The organism is Streptomyces sp. NPDC026092 (genome assembly GCF_040638605.1).
Taxonomy (GTDB): domain Bacteria; phylum Actinomycetota; class Actinomycetes; order Streptomycetales; family Streptomycetaceae; genus Streptomyces.
The window spans coordinates 145763-164117 of sequence record NZ_JBEZYN010000001.1; the positions used below are offsets into that span (position 1 = coordinate 145763).

The window sequence follows — 18355 nt, forward strand, 5'->3', positions numbered from 1 at the left end:
GTTGACCGTGTCCCGTCCCTTCACCCTCTTCACCGGCCAGTGGGCCGACCTGCCGCTGGAGGAGGTCTGCCGGCTCGCCCGCGACTTCGGCTACGACGGTCTCGAACTCGCCTGCTGGGGCGACCACTTCGAGGTCGACAAGGCGCTCGCCGACCCGTCGTACGTCGAGGGCCGCCACGCCCTCCTGGAGAAGTACGGCCTGAAGTGCTGGGCGATCTCCAACCATCTGGTCGGCCAGGCGGTCTGCGACCATCCCATCGACGAGCGCCACCAGGCGATCGTGCCCGCCCGGATCTGGGGCGACGGAGAGCCGGAGGGCGTACGGCGGCGTGCGGCGCGGGAGTTGGCCGACACCGCCCGGGCCGCCGCCGCGCTCGGCGTCGACACCGTCATCGGCTTCACCGGTTCGTCCATCTGGCATCTGGTGGCGATGTTCCCGCCGGTCCCCGAGCGCATGATCGAGCGCGGCTACGAGGACTTCGCGGAGCGCTGGAACCCGATCCTGGACGTCTTCGACGCCGAGGGGGTGCGCTTCGCGCACGAGGTCCATCCGAGCGAGATCGCGTACGACTACTGGACCACGCAGCGCGCGCTCGACGCGGTGGACCGCCGGCCGGCCTTCGGGCTGAACTTCGACCCGAGCCACTTCGTCTGGCAGGACCTGGACCCGGTCGGCTTCCTCTGGGACTTCCGCGACCGGATCTACCACGTGGACTGCAAGGAGGCCCGCAAGCGGCTCGACGGGCGCAACGGGCGGCTCGGTTCGCACCTGCCGTGGGGCGATCCCCGGCGCGGCTGGGACTTCGTCTCGGCCGGGCACGGTGACGTGCCGTGGGAGGACGTCTTCCGGATGCTCCGCTCGATCGGCTACGCGGGCCCGGTCTCGGTGGAGTGGGAGGACGCCGGGATGGACCGGCTCACCGGCGCTCCTGAAGCGCTTGCCCATCTCAAGCGCTTCGACTTCGACCCGCCCTCGGCCTCCTTCGACGCAGCCTTCGGCGGCCGCGACTGAGGTGAGGTTCCAGGTGGGAGCCCGGGCGGCGACGTCACCCGGGCGGCCCCGCCGTGCCCGCGGACGGCTTTGTCCTGTCGCGGTGAAAAGTTCGACAGGGGCAGTGCGCAAGGGCTTTCCGCCCCGGACGAACCCCGCTACGGTCCCTGATGCAGGCACTGATGTGTACATGACGTAACTCGATGGTTGCGACCAGCGTGACGGCGCGCGCCGGTCCCCGGACACCCGCACACACCCGGCCCTACTCCGGAGGACATTCGTGCACAGCAAGAAACGCCCCCGAGCCAGAAAGCCACTCGCCCTCCTCGCCGCCGGACTCCTCGCCCTCGGCGGCCAGCAGGCCCTCGCCGCGGAGACCGAGAACGGCACCGCCGCCCCCGCGGCCGCCGCCGAGGAGTTCCAGCAGGTCACCCTCGCCAAGGGCGGTGAGGAGGTCGGCGAGCCGATGTCGCTGGCCGTGCTCCCCGACCGCAGCGTCCTGCACACCTCACGCAACGGCGAGCTGCGCCGCACCGACGCCGCCGGCAACACCGAGGTCATCGGCACCGTCCCCGTCTACTCCCACGACGAGGAAGGCCTCCAGGGCATCGGCCTCGACCCGGACTTCGCCCAGAACCGGGCCATCTACCTCTACTACGCCCCGCCGCTCGACACCCCCACCGGCGACGCGCCCGAGAACGGCACGGCGGCCGACTTCGCCAAGTACGACGGCGTCAACCGGCTCTCCCGCTTCACGCTGAAGGCCGACGGCACGCTCGACAACGCCAGCGAGAAGAAGGTCATCGACATCCCCGCCACCCGGGGCATCTGCTGCCACGTCGGCGGCGACATCGACTTCGACGCGCAGGGCAACCTCTACCTGTCGACCGGCGACGACTCCAACCCCTTCGCCTCCGACGGCTTCACCCCGATCGACGAACGCCCGGGCCGCAACCCCGCGTTCGACGCCCGGCGGACCTCCGGCAACACCAACGACCTGCGCGGCAAGATCCTGCGCATCAAGGTCGCCGAGGACGGCTCGTACACGGTCCCCGACGGCAACCTCTTCGCCGCCGGCACCGCGAAGACCCGCCCCGAGATCTACGCGATGGGCTTCCGCAACCCGTTCCGCTTCAGCGTCGACAAGGCGACCGGCGTCCTGTACGTCGGCGACTACGGCCCCGACGCCGGCTCCGCCGACCCGAAGCGCGGACCGGCGGGACAGGTCGAGTTCGCCCGGATCACGAAGCCCGGCAACTTCGGCTGGCCGTTCTGTACCGGCAAGAACGACGCCTACGTCGACTACGACTTCGCGACCAAGCAGTCCGGCGCGGCCTTCGACTGTGCCGCGCCGAAGAACGACTCGCCGTACAACACCGGTCTCGTCGACCTGCCGCCGGCCGAGCCGGCCTGGCTCCCGTACGACGGAGGTTCCGTACCGGAGTTCGGCACCGGATCCGAGTCCCCGATGGGAGGACCCGTCTACCGCTACGACGCGGCCTCCACGTCCCCGGTCAAGTTCCCCGAGGCGTACGACGGCGACTTCTTCGCCGGGGAGTTCGGGCGGCGCTGGATCAAGCGCGTCGAGCAGGGCGCCGACGGCACCGTCCAGTCCATCAACCCCGTGCCGTGGACCGGCACCCAGGTGATGGACATGGCTTTCGGCCCCGACGGCGCGCTGTACGTCCTCGACTACGGCACCGCCTGGTTCGGCGGCGACCACAACTCCGGGCTCTACCGCATCGAGAACGCCACCGGCGGACGCTCCCCGGTCGCCGAGGCCGGCGCGAACAAGACCTCCGGCGTGGCGCCCCTGAAGGTCGCCTTCTCCTCCGCCGGGACCACCGACGGTGACGGCGACGCCCTCACCTACAGCTGGGAGTTCGGCGACGGCGGCACGTCCACGGCCGCCAACCCCACGTACACGTACCGGAAGAACGGCACCTACACCGCGACCGTGACCGCCAAGGACCCGAGCGGGCGCACCGGTTCGGCCTCCGTCCACGTCGTCGTCGGCAACACCGCGCCCAAGGTCACCCTCGAACTCCCGGCGGAGGGCGCGCTGTTCGCCTTCGGCGACGAGATCCCCTTCAAGGTCACGGTCACCGACCCGGAGGACGGCGCGATCGACTGCGCCAAGGTCAAGGTCACCTACGTCCTCGGCCACGACAGCCACGGCCACCCGGTCACCTCGGCCAACGGCTGCTCCGGCACCATCAAGACCTCCGCCGACGGCGGCCACGACGACGACGCCAACATCTTCGCCGTCTTCGACGCCGAGTACACCGACAACGGAGGCGGCGGCCAGGCGGCCCTCACCACCCACGACCAGGCCAAGCTCCAGCCGCGCCACCGCCAGGCCGAGCACTTCGACGCCCAGCAGGGCATCACGACGTACGACAAGGCGGAGGCGCACGGCGGCCGGACCGTCGGCGACATCGACAACGGTGACTGGATCTCCCTCAAGCCCTACAACCTGACCGGGGCCACCAAGCTCACCGCCCGCGTCTCCTCCGGCGGCGCCGGGGGCTTCCTCGAAGTCCGCACCGGCTCGCCCACCGGCACCCTGCACGGCTCCGCGCCCGTCCCCGTCACCGGCGGCTGGGAGACCTTCCAGGACATCGACGTACCCCTGCGGAACGTGCCCCGCAAGACCACCGAACTCTTCCTCGTCTTCAAGGGCGGCGCGGGCGCGCTCTACGACGTGGACGACTTCACCGTCTCCAGCGCCCCCATCGACCGGAACGCCAAGCGCGTCCTCGTCTTCTCCCGTACCGCCGGATTCCGCCACGACTCGATCGGCAGCGGCGTCACGGCGCTGAAGGAACTCGGCGCGCAGAGCGGCATCACCGTCGACGCGACGGAGGAACCCCGCCAGTTCACCACCAACAACCTTGCCCGCTACGACGCCGTCGTCTTCCTCTCGACGACCGGTGACGTCCTCAACGCCGAACAGCAGTCCGCCTTCGAACACTACGTCTCCACCGGCGGCGGCTACATGGGCGTCCACGCGGCCGCGGACACCGAGTACGACTGGGAGTTCTACGGCGGGCTCGTCGGCGCCCACTTCCACTCGCACCCGCAGATCCAGCCGGCGACCGTACGGGTCGAGGACCATGCCCACCCGGCCACCGAGCACCTCGACGCCACCTGGCAGCGCACCGACGAGTGGTACAACTACCGCACGAATCCGCGGGGTCAGGCCCGGATCCTCGCCACCCTCGACGAGACGACCTACGAGGGCGGCAACATGAAGGGCGACCACCCGATCGCCTGGTGCAAGTCGTACGGCGGCGGACGGTCCTTCTACACCGGAGGCGGCCACACCAAGGAGTCGTACGCCGAGCCGGCCTTCCGGCAGCACCTCCTCGGCGGACTCCAGTACGCCACCGGCCAGGCCGCGGCCGACTGCCGGCCGCAGACCGGCTACCGCGAGCTCTTCAACGGAGAGACCCGCGAGGGCTGGAAGCAGGCCGGACCCGGCAGCTTCGACGTCGCCGACGGCGAACTGCGCTCGGTGGGCGGCATGGGGATGCTCTGGTACCAGGCCAAGCAGTTCTCCTCCTACTCCCTCACGCTCGACTGGAAGGCCGCGGGCGACGACAACTCCGGCGTCTTCGTCGGCTTCCCCGCCTCGGACGACCCCTGGTCCGCCGTGAACAAGGGGTACGAGATCCAGATCGACGCGACCGACGCCGCCGACCGGACCACCGGAGCCGTCTACGGCTTCAAGTCCGCCAACCTCGCGGCCCGCGACGCCGTGCTGCGGCCGCCGGGCCAGTGGAACAGCTACGAGATCCGCGTCCAGGGCGAACGGCTCCAGGTGTTCCTCAACGGGGTGAAGATCAACGACTTCACCAACGCCGACCCGGCGCGGAGCCTCAAGGACGGCCACATCGGCATCCAGAACCACGGAGCCGACGACCAGGTGTCGTTCCGCGCCATCAAGCTCAGGGAGCTCCCCTCGTAGAGCCCCCTGCCCAGCCGACGGCGGGCGGGGAGGCGCCGTACCCCCCGCCCGCCGTCTCCACCACAGTCCAGGGAGGCAGGGTCGTGACCACAGGAACACGCACGGACGCCGTCGGGCGTACGGGAGTCTGGTTCGTCGGGGCGAGAGGCTCCGTGGCCACCACGGCGGTGGCCGGCTGCGCCGCGACCACCGCGGGCCTGCACCCGCCCACCGGCATGGTGACGGAGACCGCCCCCTTCGCCTCCGCCGGACTCCCGCCCCTCGCCTCCCTCGTCTTCGGCGGACACGACACGGCGGCGTGTCCGCTGCCCAAAAGGGCCGAGGCACTCACCGTCGCGGGCGTCCTCCCGCACGGCCTCGCCTCCGCCGTCGCGGCCGAACTGCGCGCCGCCGACACGGAGATCCGCCCCGGCGGCCCCCTGCCGGGCGACACCCGCACGGAGGAGGAACTGATCACCTCCTTCGCCACCGACCTGACGGACTTCAGGATCCGGCTGGAACTCGACCGGGTCGTCGTGGTCAATGTTGCCTCCACGGAGCCGGCGTCGGGGGGCGCCGAGCTCCCGCCCAGCTCCCTCTACGCGGCGGCCGCGCTCCGCGCCGGCTGCCCGTACGTCAACTTCACCCCCTCGACCGGGCTCCGCCACCCCGCCCTCGCCGACACCGTCGCGGCGAGCGGCCTGCCCCACGCGGGCCGCGACGGGAAGACCGGCCAGACCCTGCTGCGCTCCGTCCTCGCCCCGATGTTCCTCCAACGCGCCCTGACCGTACGGGCCTGGTCGGGCACCAACCTGCTGGGCGGCGGAGACGGCGCGGCCCTCGCCGACCCGGCCGCGGCGGCCGCGAAGAACGCGGGCAAGGAACGGGTCCTCGCGGACGTCTTCGGCCACGCCCCTGAGGGCGAGGTCCACATCGACGACGTCCCGGCGCTCGGGGAGTGGAAGACGGCCTGGGACCACATCGCCTTCGAGGGCTTCCTCGGCTCGCGGATGGTCCTCCAGACCACCTGGCAGGGCTGCGACTCGGCCCTCGCGGCGCCCCTCGTCCTGGACCTGGCCCGGCTGACGGCCCGCGCCCACGAGGCGGCGCTCTCCGGCCCCTTGGCGGACCTCGCCTTCTACTTCAAGGACCCGGAGGGGGAGGCCCCGGCGGGCCTCGCGGACCAGTACGCGCGGCTCGTGGCCTTCGCGGCCCGCCTGGGGGAGGCCCGGTGAGCCGGGTGCGCGGGCGCGTCACGGCCTGGGCGGAGCTGCTGCGGATCTCCGCGCTGGCCACCGTGCCGGGCGACGCCCTGGCGGGCGCGGCGGCGGCCGGCCTCCGCCCCAACCGCTCGACCCTCCTCGCCATCGGGTCCTCCCTGTGCCTGTACGAGGCGGGCATGGCGCTCAACGACTGGGCCGACCGCGCCGAGGACGCCGTCGACCGCCCGGGGCGCCCCATCCCCTCGGGCCGCGTCACGCCACGCGCCGCCCTCGCCGCCTCCGCCGCCCTGACGGCCGCAGGCCTCGGCCTCGCCGCCCGCGCGGGCCGCCCCACCCTGGCGACGGCCACCGCCCTCGCGGCGACGGTCTGGTCCTACGACCTCCACCTCAAGCACACCCCGGCGGCCCCCGCCACGATGGCCACGGCCCGCGCCCTGAACGTCCTCCTGGGCACGGTGGCCACGTCGAGCGGCGGGGCGGCCCGCCCTCGTGCGGCCCGAGCCACGGCGGCCGGCCCCGCTGGGGGCGGGCTGCCGGACCCGGGGCATGGCCGCCGCCCGCCCGCGGCGGCGCTGGGCTCGGCCGCCCTCGTCGGCGCCCACACCTACGCGGTCACCGCGGTCTCCCGCCACGAGACCCAGGGCGGCTCGACCCGCACCCCACTCCTGGCGCTCGCGACCATGCTGGCGGTAGCTGCGGCCACCGCCCGCACACGCACCGGGCCGGGGGAGCCGAACACGGGCCGGGGCGCGAGGACTCCGAAGCCCGCAAACCCCCTGTCGCAACCCGCCTCCGCGACCGGAGTGACCGGCCGCCTGGCCGGGGCGGCGCTCGCCGGAACCGCGTCGCGCAACTCCGCGGTCGTCGACCGCCTCGTCACGGCCGCCCTCGCCGCCTCCTACGCCCGCACCCCCGCCACCCCCCTCCTCCACGCGGCCCTCAACCCGTCACCGCCCCTCACCCAGCGTTCCGTCGGCGCCGGTATCCGTGCCCTGATCCCGCTCCAGGCCACCCTCGCCGCCCGGTCCGGCGCGCCGGGCACCGCGCTCCTGGTGCTCGGCCTCGCCCCCCTCGCCCGAGCCCTCGCCCGGAAGGTGAGCCCGACATGAGCGCCACGCCCCGCGCCACGCCCTCCTCCACGCCCTCCTCCACGCCCTCCTCCACCCCAGGCCCGCCCGCGATCCGACTCGGCTACGGCACCAACGGCCTCACCGACCTGCGGCTCGACGACGCGCTCGCCGTCCTCGCCGACCTCGGGTACGACGGCGTCGGCCTCACCCTCGACCACATGCACCTCGACCCCCTGGCCCCCGAACTCCCCACCCGCACCGCCCAGGTGGCCCGGCGTCTGGACGCCCTCGGCCTCGGGGTGACGGTCGAGACCGGCGCCCGTTACGTCCTCGACCCCCGCCGCAAGCACGGCCCCTCGCTCCTCGACCCTGACCCCGAGGCCCGTGCCGCCCGCGTCCACCTGCTGCTCCGCGCGGTGCGGGTCGCCGCCGACCTCGGCGCCCACGCCGTGCACTGCTTCAGCGGCATCACCCCGGACGGGACCACCGACGAGACCGCCTGGAAGCGTCTCGCCGAATCGATCACCCCCGTCCTCGAAGCGGCCGCCGCCGCCCGCGTCCCCCTCGCCGTCGAACCCGAACCAGGTCACCTCCTCGCCACCCTCGACGACTTCCACACCCTCCGCTCCCTCCTCGGCGACCCGGACCCCCGCCACCTCGGCCTCACCCTCGACATCGGCCACTGCCAGTGCCTGGAGGCCGCGTCCCCGGCCGACTGCGTCCGGGCCGCCGCACCCTGGCTGCACCACGTCCAGATCGAGGACATGCGCCGCGGGGTCCACGAGCATCTCCCGTTCGGCGACGGCGAGATCGACTTCCCACCCGTCCTCGCCGCTCTCGCCGAACTCACCGCCGCCGGCTACCCGGGCCTCACCGTCGTCGAACTGCCCCGCCACTCCCACGCCGGCCCGGAACTCGCCCGCTCCTCCCTCGCGTTCCTGCGCGGCCACTCCGGCCGGCCCACCCCATCGAGGGAGCCGACATGCTGACCCCGACCGCCCGGGCCTGGTTCGACGAGGCCCTCACCGCCGCCACCGACCGCACCGCCCTCTGGGAGCTGCGCTTCGCCTCTGCCGGCCGGCACTGCGGCCCGGAACACGCCGACTCCGTCCGCGTCGCCCTGCTCCGAGCGGCCCGCGCGGAGCCCGCCGCCCTCACCCGGCTCTACCAGCAGGGCTCCGCCCCCGAGCGGCGCGCCGTCCTCCTCGCCCTCCCCTCCCTCGTCACGGGCCCCGAGGCCCTGCCCCTCGTCGAGGACGCCCTGCGCACCCACGACACCCACCTGATCGCCGCCGCCCTCGGCCCCTACGCCGCCGCCCACCTCGCCCCCCACCCCTGGCGGCACGCCCTCCTCAAGTGCCTCTTCACCGGCGTCCCCCTCGACACCGTCGCCGGACTCCACGACCGCGCCCGCGGCGACTCCGAACTCGCCCGGATGCTCACCGACTACGCCACCGAACGCACCGCCGCCGGCCGCTCCGTCCCCACCGACCTCCCCCGCGTCCTCGCCCTCACCACCCCCACGGCCCCCACCGAGGAGTCCTGATGCGCATCTTCGACCCCCACATCCACATGACCTCGCGCACCACGGACGACTACCGCGCGATGTACGACGCCGGAGTCCGCGCCCTGGTCGAGCCCGCCTTCTGGCTCGGCCAGCCCCGCACCTCACCCGCCTCCTTCGTCGACTACTTCGACTCCCTTCTCGGCTGGGAGCCCTTCCGGGCCGCCCAGTACGGCATCGCCCACCACTGCACCCTCGCCCTCAACCCCAAGGAGGCCAACGACCCCCGCTGCACCCCCGTTCTCGACCTCCTGCCGCGGTACCTCGTCAAGGACAACGTCGTCGCCGTCGGAGAGATCGGCTACGACTCCATGACCCCCGCCGAGGACACCGCCCTCGCCGCCCAGCTCCAGCTCGCCGCCGACCACGGCCTGCCCGCCCTTGTCCACACCCCGCACCGGGACAAGCTCGCGGGCCTCCGACGGACCCTCGACGTGGTCCGCGAGTCCGCTCTCACCCCCGACCGGGTGCTGCTCGACCACCTCAACGAGACGACCGTCAAGGAGGCCGCCGACAGCGGCACCTGGCTGGGCTTCTCCGTGTACCCCGACACCAAGATGGACGAGGACCGCATGGTCGCCGTGCTCAAGGACCACGGCCTGGACCGCGTCCTGGTGAACTCGGCCGCCGACTGGGGCAACAGCGACCCGCTGAAGACCCGCAAGGTCGGCGACGCCATGCTCGCCGCCGGATTCTCCGACGACGACGTCGACCGCGTGCTGTGGCGCAACCCCGTCGCCTTCTACGGCCTCAGTGGCCGCCTCGATCTCACCCCTCCTTCCTCCGACGCCCCCACCCATCTGGGCAACTCCGTCCTCCGCGGCGGGGAATGAGGCGGGCCGGCCGATGCGCTTCCGCCACCCGGACGGCTCCACCGTCCACCTCGCCTACTGCACCAACGTCCACCCCGCCGAGACCCTCGACGGCGTCCTCGACCAACTCCGCGACCACTGCGAACCCGTCCGCCGCCGCCTCGGCCGGGACCGCCTCGGCATCGGCCTCTGGCTCGCCCGGGACGCCGCCCACGCCCTGATCACCGACCCGGGCTCGCTGCGCACACTCCGCGCCGAGATCGACCGGCGTGGCTTGGAGGTCGTCACCCTCAACGGCTTCCCGTACGAGGGCTTCGGCGCCGCGGAGGTCAAGTACCGCGTCTACCAGCCGGACTGGACCCGCCCCGAACGCCTCGCCCACACCGGCGACCTGGCCCGGCTCCTCGCCGCCCTCCTCCCCGACGACGTCACCGAGGGCTCCGTCTCCACCCTGCCGCTCGCCTGGCGCACCCCCTTCGACTCCCGCGCCGAGGACACCGCCCTCGCCGCTCTGACCACCCTCGCCGAGCGCCTCGACGCCCTGGAGGAACTCACCGGGAAGAGCATCCGGATCGGACTCGAACCGGAACCCGGCTGCACCGTCGAGACCACCGCCGACGCCATCGCCCCCCTCACCGCCGTCTCAAGCCCCCGCGTCGGCATCTGCCTCGACACCTGCCATCTCGCCACCTCCTTCGAAGACCCGACCACCGCCCTGGACGCCCTCGGCGCCGCCGACATCCCCGTCGTCAAGGCCCAGCTGTCCGCCGCCCTGCACGCCGAGCACCCCCACCTCCCGGAGGTCCGCGCCGCACTCGCCGCCTTTGCCGAGCCCCGCTTCCTCCACCAGACCCGCACCCGGACCGCCGCCGGCCTGCGCGGCACCGACGACCTGCCCGAAGCGGTCTCCGGCCGGGCCCTCCCCGACGGCGCCCCCTGGCGCTCCCACTTCCACGTCCCCCTGCACGCCCCGCCCGAGCCTCCGCTCACCTCCACTCTTCCGGTCCTCCGCGCCACCCTCGCCCTCCTCCTCGGCGGCCCGCGTCCACGCACCCACCACCTGGAGGTCGAGACCTACACCTGGCAGGCCCTCCCGGCCGACCGGCGCCCCCGCAACCGCGCCCGCCTCGCCGACGGCATCGCCGCCGAACTCACCCTGGCCCGCGACCTGCTGACCGACCTCGGCCTCAAGGAACTGCCATGACCAGCCCCCGGAGCGACACCCGGCCCACCCCCCTTCTCGTCCTCGACGTCGTCGGTCTCACCCCCCGCCTCCTGGAGCACATGCCCCGGCTGCGGGCCCTCGGCGCGGCCGGCTCACAGGCCCCGCTCACCACTGTCCTGCCGGCGGTCACCTGCACCGCTCAGACCACCTTTCTCACCGGCACCCTCCCCTCCGAGCACGGCATCGTCGCCAACGGCTGGTACTTCCGCGAACTGGGCGACGTCCTCCTGTGGCGCCAGCACAACGGCCTCGTCTCCGGCGACAGGCTCTGGGACGCCGCCCGCCGCGCCCACCCCGGCTACACCGTCGCCAACATCTGCTGGTGGTACGCCATGGGCGCCGACACGGACATCACCGTCACCCCCCGCCCCGTCTACTACGCCGACGGCCGCAAGGAACCCGACTGCTACACCCGACCACCCGCCCTCCACGACGAACTCACCGAGGAACTGGGCACCTTCCCCCTCTTCCACTTCTGGGGCCCGGGCGCCGACCTGGTCTCCAGCCGGTGGATCATCGACGCCACCCGCCACATCCTGCGCACCCGCCACCCCGATCTCGCGCTTGCCTACGTCCCGCACCTGGACTACGACCTCCAGCGGTACGGCCCGGACGACCCGCGCGCCTTCCAGGCCGCGGCCGACCTGGACGCCGCGCTCGCCCCCCTCCTCGACGACGCCCGAGCCGAGGGCCGCACGGTCGTCGCCCTCTCCGAGTACGGCATCACCCGCGTCAGCCGGCCGGTCGACATCAACCGCGCCTTGCGCCGCGCCGGCCTCCTGGAGGTCCACACCCAGGACGGCATGGAGTACCTGGACCCGATGACCTCCCGCGCCTTCGCGGTCGCCGACCACCAGCTCGCCCATGTCTACGTCCGCCGCCCCGAGGACCTCGACGCCGTCCGCGAGACCCTCACCGGGCTCCCCGGTGTCGAGCGGCTCCTGGACGACGAGGGCAAGAAGGAGCACGGCCTCGACCACCCGCGCTCGGGCGAGCTCGTCGCCCTCGCCGAGCCCGACGCGTGGTTCACGTACTACTACTGGCTCGACGACGCGCACGCGCCCGACTTCGCCCAGCTCGTCGAGATCCACCGGAAACCCGGCTACGACCCCGCCGAACTCTTCATGGACCCGCTCGACCCCTACGTACGGGTCAGGGCGGCGAAGGCGATCGCCCGCAAGAAGCTCGGCATGCGCTACCGGCTCGCGGTCGTCCCCCTGGACCCCTCACCTATTCGCGGCAGCCATGGCCGCCTCCCCACGAGCGAGGACGAAAGTCCGCTCATTCTGTGCTCCACCCCCCGCGCTGTGAGCGGCCGCGTAGCGGCCACCGATGTGAAGTCCCTCTTGCTCCGACTGGCCGGTCTTTCCTGACCGATCTCCAGTGAAGCAGAGCCCACCGACAACGAGGAGTTATCCACAGATGACCCGCTCCCGCCGCATCTCGTCCGCCACCCCCGACCCAGAGCTGACCCGCAAGCTCAGCAGACGGAACATGCTCGGCGTCGCCGCCGGAACCACCGCCGCCGCCCTGCTCGGAGCGGCAGCGGCCGCCCCGCAGGCCGCCGCGGCCCAGTCGACCGACCGCCACGAAGGCAACGGCGGCGACCACGGCAAGGGCCGCCCCGTCCTCCCGCCCGGCCGCCTCGGCATCCAGCTCTACTCCCTGCGCGACAAGGTCGCCACCCTCGGCTTCGCCGCGGTCTTCGCCGAACTGAGCAAGTACGGCTACGACGAGGTCGAGTTCGCCGGATACGGCCAGGGCTCCGCCGGCCCGATCACCCTCGCCGAACTCAAGAAGCTCACCCGGGAGAACGGACTGCGCGGCATCGGCAGCCACGTCGGCTACTACAACGACGGCGACCCGAACGCGTACACCTTCGCGCAGAACCTCGACAAGGTCCTCGACGACGCCCAGGCCCTCGGCCTCCCGCACATCGGCACCGCCTCGGGCCCCTGGCGCTACGGCGCCACCGTCGACGGCTGGAAGCGCTGCGCCGAGGAGTTCAACCAGTACGGCGCCGAGGCGAAGAAGCGCGGCATGAAGTTCTACCAGCACAACCACGCCGAGGAGTTCTCCTTCGCCACCGACCGGCCCAACGTCCGGCTCTACGACGTCCTGCTCGCCGAGACCGACCCCGATCTCGTCCACCTCGAAATGGACGTCTACTGGGCGTACGTGGCCCAGCACCGGTTCTCCCGCCGGGCCGACGGCACCCCCGCCCCCTTCGACCCGCTGCGCTACGTCCTCGCCCAGCCCCACCGCTACCCGCTCTTCCACGTGAAGGACGGCGAACGCGACGAATCCGTCCGCGACGGCTACCGGATGGCGGACGTCGGGGACGGAGACATCGACTACCGGCGCTTCATCTCGGCGGTGAACCGCACCCACCACGGCTACCGCGCCCACCACTGGCAGGCCGAACACGACAACCCGGTCGAGTCCTTCGCGTTCGCCCGCAAGTCCAGCGCGCACCTGCACTCGCTGCGCGAGAAGCACCGCTGAGCCGCAGGGCCGTCACGGTCACACGTCGCGGCTGATCGGCCGCGGGTTCGCCGCCACCCGGCGGGCCCGCGGCCGCCCCGGCGGATGCAGGAACAGCGCCACGAAGCCGGCGAACAGCGAGATCGACCCGGCGAGCACGAAGGCGCCCGAGTAGTCCCAGGCCGAGACCACGACCGCGCCCATACCGGAGCCGAGCAGCCCCGAGACCAGCTTGGAGCTGTAGACCAGGCCGTAGTTGGAGGCGTTGTTGTTCTCCCCGAAGTAGTCCGCCGTCATCGCCGCGAACATCGGGAAGATCGCGCCGCCGCCGAAACCGGAGATGCTGGAGAAGACCAGGAACAGCGGCAGGTTGTGGATGCTGCCCGACCAGAGGATGCCGTACTGGGCGAGCCCCAGGACGACACAGACGAAGATCAGGCACTCCTTGCGGCCGTAGCGGTCGGAGAGCCAGCCGATCACGCCCCGCCCGGTGCCGTTCACGATGGCCTTCAGGGACATCGCCGTGGCCACGATCCCGCCCGCGAACCCCGCCTCGTCACCGAACGGCACCTGGAAGGCGATGCCGAAGATGTTGACGCCCGAGGTGCACAGCAGACAGAACCACATCAGCGCGACCCGCCCGGTCCGCCAGGCCTCGATCGGCGTGTACTGCTTCACCGCCGGCGGGTTCTTCTCCATGGCCCTACGCGCGCGTGGGTCGTCCGGTTTCCGCAGCGGATCCACCTGGGCCGGCCACCAGTTCTTCGGCGGGTCCTGGAAGAAGTACCCGGCCACCGCGACCATCGCGGCCAGGAAAAGCCCGACGGAGACCAGCACCCAGCGGAAGTTCGTCAGGTCCATGTAGCCGGTGAAGATGAAGACGAACGGCACCGAACCATAGGCGAAGCCGCCGTTCACGAAACCCGTCTTGCCGCCCTTCCGTTCGGGATACCACTTGCCGACCATGTTCACGCAGGTCGCGTAGACCATGCCCGCGCCCATACCGCTGAACATGCCGAAGCCGAGATAGGCGACGATCACATGCGGGGCGAAGGCGAGCGAGAGGTAGCCGAGCAGCGTGCCGACGGCGCCCAGCATCATCGCCCAGCGGGCCGGCAACCGCCCGCTCTCCCGCAGCTTCCCGGCCGGGAAGGCCACCGCGGCCTGGAAGAAGACCCAGACCCCGAGCATCCAGAAGATGTGCGCACTGCTCCAGCTGTGCGCGGTGTGCAGGGTGTCCTCGGCGGACGCGAACGCGTACTCCGCCGAGCTGATGCCCATCATGCCCACCCAGGGCAGGATGACCATCCACTTGCGTGTGCGGCCCATCAGCTCGACGTCGGTCTCACCGAGCCGGTACGTACGGCCGTTGGCGTCCGTCACCTCCCTGTAAGGGAGGGTGGTGGTGATGTCGGTTGTCGTCATGGAGATCGAACCCCTCGCGTGGAAGAAGTCTGGCCAGCGCCCCCTGTCCGTTCCCTTCGCACCGGGGCCCGCGGCGGGCGGGATACGGCCGCCGCGAGCCCCGTGGTTCGAGCTGTCGCTCAGCTCACCGCATCACCGCCCAGGAGCCCCGCCGCCCGTGCCCAGCGGTACTTCGCGCCGAGCACCGCCACCGGCCGCTCCGTCGTGTACGGGTAGGCCACGACCCCCCGTTCGAACAGGTACTGGCAGGCCTCCTCGACCTCGACGTCGCCCGCCAGCGAGGCGACGACCGGCTTCTCGACGCCCCGCTCGCGGAACTCCGCCACCACGCGCGCGGTGAGCTCGGCGAACACCATGGGGGGAGTGACGATGGTGTGCCAGTAGCCGAGGACGAGCGCGTGGATCCGCGGGTCCTCCATGCCGAGCCTGATGGTGGCCTCGTACGTCGACGGCGGCTCGCCGCCCGTGATGTCGATCGGATTTCCCGAGGCCCCGAAGGGCGGGATGAACGCCTTGAAGGCGGCGTCCAGGTCGTCCGGGATCTCCATCAGCCGCAGCCCGTTGTCGACGATCGCGTCCGACAGGAGGACCCCCGAACCACCGGCCCCCGTGATGACGACGACGTTGTCCCCGCGCGGCGCCGGCAGCACGGGCAGCGCCCGCGCGTACTCCAGCATGTCGCTCAGCCCCGGCGCCCGGATGACCCCCGCCTGCCGCAGGACGTCGTCGTAGACCGCGTCGTCCCCCGCGAGCGCTCCCGTGTGCGAACCGGCCGCCCGCGCCCCCGCGCTGGTGCGCCCGGCCTTCAGGACGACCACCGGCTTCTTCGGCACGGTCAGCCGGGCCGCCTCGACGAAGGCCCGCCCGTCCTTGAGGTCCTCCAGGTGCATCGCGATGCAGTCGGTACGCGGATCCTCACCGAACCAGGTCAGCAGATCGTCCTCGTCGATGTCCGACTTGTTGCCGAGCCCGACGATCGCCGACACTCCCGTCCGCGTGGTCCGGGCGAAGCCCAGGATCGCCATCCCGATCCCGCCCGACTGCGAGGTCAGCGCCACACCGCCCTTGACGTCGTACGGCGTGCAGAACGTGGCGCACAGGTCCTGCCAGGTGGAGTAGTACCCGTAGATGTTCGGGCCCAGGAGCCGGATGCCGTACCGCTCCGCCACCGCCACGATCTCGTCCTGCAGCGCGTGCTCCCCGGTCTCGGCGAAACCGGACGGGATCAGCACCGCGTTCGGGATGCCCTTGCGGCCCACCTCCTCGAGCGCCGCGGCCACGAACGGAGCGGGGATCGCGAAGACCGCCACATCCACCTCACCGGGAACGTCCGTGACACTCTTGTACGCCTTGCGGCCGAGGATGTCATCGGCCCGCGGGTTCACCGGATGAATCTCCCCGGGGAAGCCGCCGTCGACGAGGTTGCGCATCACCGAATTGCCGATCTTCCCGCGCTCGTTGGAGGCCCCGATCACGGCCACCGCGCGCGGCTCCATCAGCCGGCGCATCGAGCGGAGGATCTCCTCACGGCCGAAGGTCCGCCGAGGGACGGGCACCTCGGCGGCGAGGATCACGCGGATGTCGGCCGCCATGGCGCCCTCGGGGGTGGCGATCACCGGGTTGAGGTCGACCTCGGCGATCTCGGGGAAGTCGTCGACCAGTCGGGAGACGCGCCGGATCTGCTCGGCGAGCGCCCAGCGGTCGACGGCCGGCGCGCCGCGGACCCCGCGCAGGATCTCCGCGGCCCGGATGGAGTCCAGCATCGACACCGCCTCGTCGGCGGTCACCGGGGCCAGCCGGAAGGTGACGTCCTTCAGCACCTCCACGAGCACCCCGCCGAGGCCGAAGGCGACGACCTTGCCGAAGGCCGGATCGGTGACGGCGCCGACGATGACCTCCTGCCCCGGCCGCAGCAACTGCTGCACCTGGACCCCGTCGATGCGCGCGCCCGGCGCGTAGGCCCGGGCGTTCTCGACGATCCGGCAGAACGCCTCGCGGACCTGCGAAGCCCCCTCCGCCCCGACGACCACACCGCCCGCGTCGGTCTTGTGGAGGATGTCGGGGGAGACGATCTTCAGGACCACCTTCCCGCCGAGCCGGTCGGCCTGTGCCACCGCCTCGTCCACGTCCCGGGCGAGCGCCTCGCCCGGCACGGCGATCCCGTACGCGTCGGCGAGCAGCTTCCCCTCGGGCGCCGTCAGGGCCGTGCGACCGTCCGCCCGGACCGCGTCGAGGAGTTCGCGTACGGCCCGCTGGTCGAAGCCGTGCGCCGTGCTCCGCGCAGTGCTGTGCGCCGTGCTGTGCGCAGTACCGTACGCCGTGTTGTCCGCGCTCACCTAGATCACCCCACTCGTCTTCAGCAGCCGCAGCTCCTCGTCGCCGAGGCCCAGCTCGCCGACGTACACCTCTTCGTTGTGCTCGCCGAGCAGCGGGGAGCTGACGACCTCCACCGGGGAGTCGGAGAGCTTGAGCGGGGAGCCCACCGTCGTGAAGCTGCCGCGCTCGGGGTGCGGAACCTCGACCACCATCTCGTTGGCGACCAGCGAGGCGTCCTCGATGATCTCCTTGGTGGAGAGGATCGGACCGCACGGAACGCCCCGGGCGTTGAGCCGCTCCAGGACCTCCCACTTGGGCAGAGTCGAGGACCACTCCTCGATCAGCTGGAACATCTTGGAGAGCTTGGGCAGCCGGGCCTCCGGCGTCGCCCACTCCGGGTCCTCGGCGAGTTCGGGCCGGCCGATGAGCTCCGAGAGCGGGGCCCATCCGACGGGCTGGACGATGACGTACACGTAGTCGTTCGGCCCGCCGGGCGCGCACCGCACCGCCCAGCCCGGCTGGCCGCCGCCGGAAGCATTACCCGAACGGGGGACTTCCTCGCCGAAATCTTCGTTGGGATACTCGGAGAGCGGTCCGTGGACAAGCCTCTGCTGATCCCGCAGCTTCACCCGGCAGAGATTCAGCACCGCGTGCTGCATCGCGACGTTCACCCGCTGCCCCCGCCCGGTGTTCTCGCGCTGGAAGAGCGCCGCCAGGATTCCCGCCACGGCATGGATGCCGGTGCCGGAGTCACCGATCTGGGCGCCCGTCGCCAGCGGCGGCCCCTCCTCGAACCCGGTGGTGGCCATCGAGCCGCCCATGGCCTGAGCGACGACCTCGTACGCCTTGAAGTTGGTGTACGGGCCGTCCCCGAACCCCTTGATGGAGGCATAGACGATCCGTGGATTGATCTCCTGGATCCGATCCCAGGTGAAGCCCATCCGGTCGACGGCCCCCGGGCCGAAGTTCTCGACCATGACGTCACTGCGGCGGATCAGCTCGGTCAGCAGCTCCTTGCCGCGCTCGGTCTTGGTGTTCAGGGTGATGCTCCGCTTGTTGCAGTTGAGCATCGTGAAGTAGAGCGAGTCGACGTCCGGGATGTCCCGCAGCTGCTTGCGGGTGATGTCACCGGACGGGGCCTCCAGCTTCACCACGTCCGCACCGAGCCAGGCGAGCAGCTGGGTGGCCGAGGGACCGGACTGCACATGCGTCATGTCGAGGACACGAATGCCTTCGAGCGCCTTCGCGCCGAGCGCGTTCGTACCGGGAGCCGTGGTACCGAGAGCCTTGGTCATG

The 18355-nt window shown here is 71.9% G+C and carries 13 protein-coding genes; 10 read left to right on the top strand and 3 right to left on the bottom strand.

Features of this window, described 5'->3' with window-relative positions:
* The first annotated feature begins 7 nt into the window (after positions 1-7).
* From AB0F56_RS00660 to AB0F56_RS00705, 10 genes are all read left to right on the top strand, one after another.
* The gene (locus tag AB0F56_RS00660; RefSeq protein ID WP_362002533.1) at positions 8-1012 is read left to right on the top strand and encodes a sugar phosphate isomerase/epimerase family protein; all 1005 of its coding nucleotides are present in this window, start codon (positions 8-10) and stop codon (positions 1010-1012) included.
* Between the two features lie 259 nt (positions 1013-1271).
* Complete coding sequence (locus AB0F56_RS00665; protein ID WP_362002535.1) at positions 1272-4961, top strand: ThuA domain-containing protein; 3690 nt, start codon at positions 1272-1274, stop codon at positions 4959-4961.
* An 83-nt stretch (positions 4962-5044) separates the two neighbouring features.
* Positions 5045-6175 carry an inositol-3-phosphate synthase gene (locus tag AB0F56_RS00670; RefSeq protein ID WP_362002537.1) on the top strand — a complete coding sequence of 377 codons (1131 nt, stop codon included), beginning with the start codon at positions 5045-5047 and terminating at the stop codon, positions 6173-6175.
* The gene (locus AB0F56_RS00675; protein ID WP_362002539.1) at positions 6172-7272 is read left to right on the top strand and encodes an SCO3242 family prenyltransferase; all 1101 of its coding nucleotides are present in this window, start codon (positions 6172-6174) and stop codon (positions 7270-7272) included. Before AB0F56_RS00670 ends, AB0F56_RS00675 begins: the two co-directional genes overlap by 4 nt.
* The gene (locus AB0F56_RS00680; RefSeq protein ID WP_362002541.1) at positions 7269-8222 is read left to right on the top strand and encodes a sugar phosphate isomerase/epimerase family protein; all 954 of its coding nucleotides are present in this window, start codon (positions 7269-7271) and stop codon (positions 8220-8222) included. Before AB0F56_RS00675 ends, AB0F56_RS00680 begins: the two co-directional genes overlap by 4 nt.
* Entirely contained in the window at positions 8216-8779 is a 564-nt protein-coding gene (locus tag AB0F56_RS00685; protein ID WP_362002543.1) for an EboA domain-containing protein, read from the top strand. The genes AB0F56_RS00680 and AB0F56_RS00685 overlap by 7 nt, the downstream gene beginning before the upstream one ends.
* Positions 8779-9630 carry a TatD family hydrolase gene (locus AB0F56_RS00690; protein WP_362002544.1) on the top strand — a complete coding sequence of 284 codons (852 nt, stop codon included), beginning with the start codon at positions 8779-8781 and terminating at the stop codon, positions 9628-9630. The genes AB0F56_RS00685 and AB0F56_RS00690 overlap by 1 nt, the downstream gene beginning before the upstream one ends.
* Before the next feature lie 13 nt (positions 9631-9643).
* Positions 9644-10813, top strand: a complete 1170-nt coding sequence (gene eboE / locus AB0F56_RS00695; RefSeq protein ID WP_362002546.1) for a metabolite traffic protein EboE — start codon at positions 9644-9646, stop codon at positions 10811-10813.
* Positions 10810-12207, top strand: a complete 1398-nt coding sequence (locus AB0F56_RS00700) for a nucleotide pyrophosphatase/phosphodiesterase family protein (RefSeq protein WP_362002548.1) — start codon at positions 10810-10812, stop codon at positions 12205-12207. The genes eboE and AB0F56_RS00700 overlap by 4 nt, the downstream gene beginning before the upstream one ends.
* 49 nt (positions 12208-12256) lie before the next feature.
* The gene (locus AB0F56_RS00705) at positions 12257-13339 is read left to right on the top strand and encodes a sugar phosphate isomerase/epimerase (RefSeq protein ID WP_362002550.1); all 1083 of its coding nucleotides are present in this window, start codon (positions 12257-12259) and stop codon (positions 13337-13339) included.
* 18 nt (positions 13340-13357) lie between these two features.
* On the opposite strand, the gene AB0F56_RS00710 is transcribed toward AB0F56_RS00705, so the two are convergent.
* From AB0F56_RS00710 to frc, 3 genes are all read right to left on the bottom strand, one after another.
* Entirely contained in the window at positions 13358-14743 is a 1386-nt protein-coding gene (locus tag AB0F56_RS00710) for an OFA family MFS transporter (protein ID WP_362002552.1), read from the bottom strand.
* A 119-nt stretch (positions 14744-14862) separates the two neighbouring features.
* Positions 14863-17079: an acetate--CoA ligase family protein gene (locus tag AB0F56_RS00715; protein WP_362002554.1), complete on the bottom strand. Its 2217-nt coding sequence runs from the start codon at positions 17077-17079 to the stop codon at positions 14863-14865.
* Positions 17080-18354 carry a formyl-CoA transferase gene (frc, locus tag AB0F56_RS00720; protein WP_362002555.1) on the bottom strand — a complete coding sequence of 425 codons (1275 nt, stop codon included), beginning with the start codon at positions 18352-18354 and terminating at the stop codon, positions 17080-17082.
* Position 18355: the final 1 nt, after the last annotated feature.

Bases quoted from the DNA above. Each gene is read 5' to 3' on its own strand.
- frc (WP_362002555.1), bottom strand. From the start codon at position 18,354: ATGACCAAGGCTCTCGGTACCACGGCTCCCGGTACGAACGCGCTCGGC.
- AB0F56_RS00690 (WP_362002544.1), top strand. From the start codon at position 8,779: ATGCGCATCTTCGACCCCCACATCCACATGACCTCGCGCACCACGGAC.
- AB0F56_RS00680 (WP_362002541.1), top strand. From the start codon at position 7,269: ATGAGCGCCACGCCCCGCGCCACGCCCTCCTCCACGCCCTCCTCCACG.
- AB0F56_RS00710 (WP_362002552.1), bottom strand. From the start codon at position 14,743: ATGACGACAACCGACATCACCACCACCCTCCCTTACAGGGAGGTGACG.
- eboE (WP_362002546.1), top strand. From the start codon at position 9,644: ATGCGCTTCCGCCACCCGGACGGCTCCACCGTCCACCTCGCCTACTGC.
- AB0F56_RS00685 (WP_362002543.1), top strand. From the start codon at position 8,216: ATGCTGACCCCGACCGCCCGGGCCTGGTTCGACGAGGCCCTCACCGCC.
- AB0F56_RS00705 (WP_362002550.1), top strand. From the start codon at position 12,257: ATGACCCGCTCCCGCCGCATCTCGTCCGCCACCCCCGACCCAGAGCTG.
- AB0F56_RS00700 (WP_362002548.1), top strand. From the start codon at position 10,810: ATGACCAGCCCCCGGAGCGACACCCGGCCCACCCCCCTTCTCGTCCTC.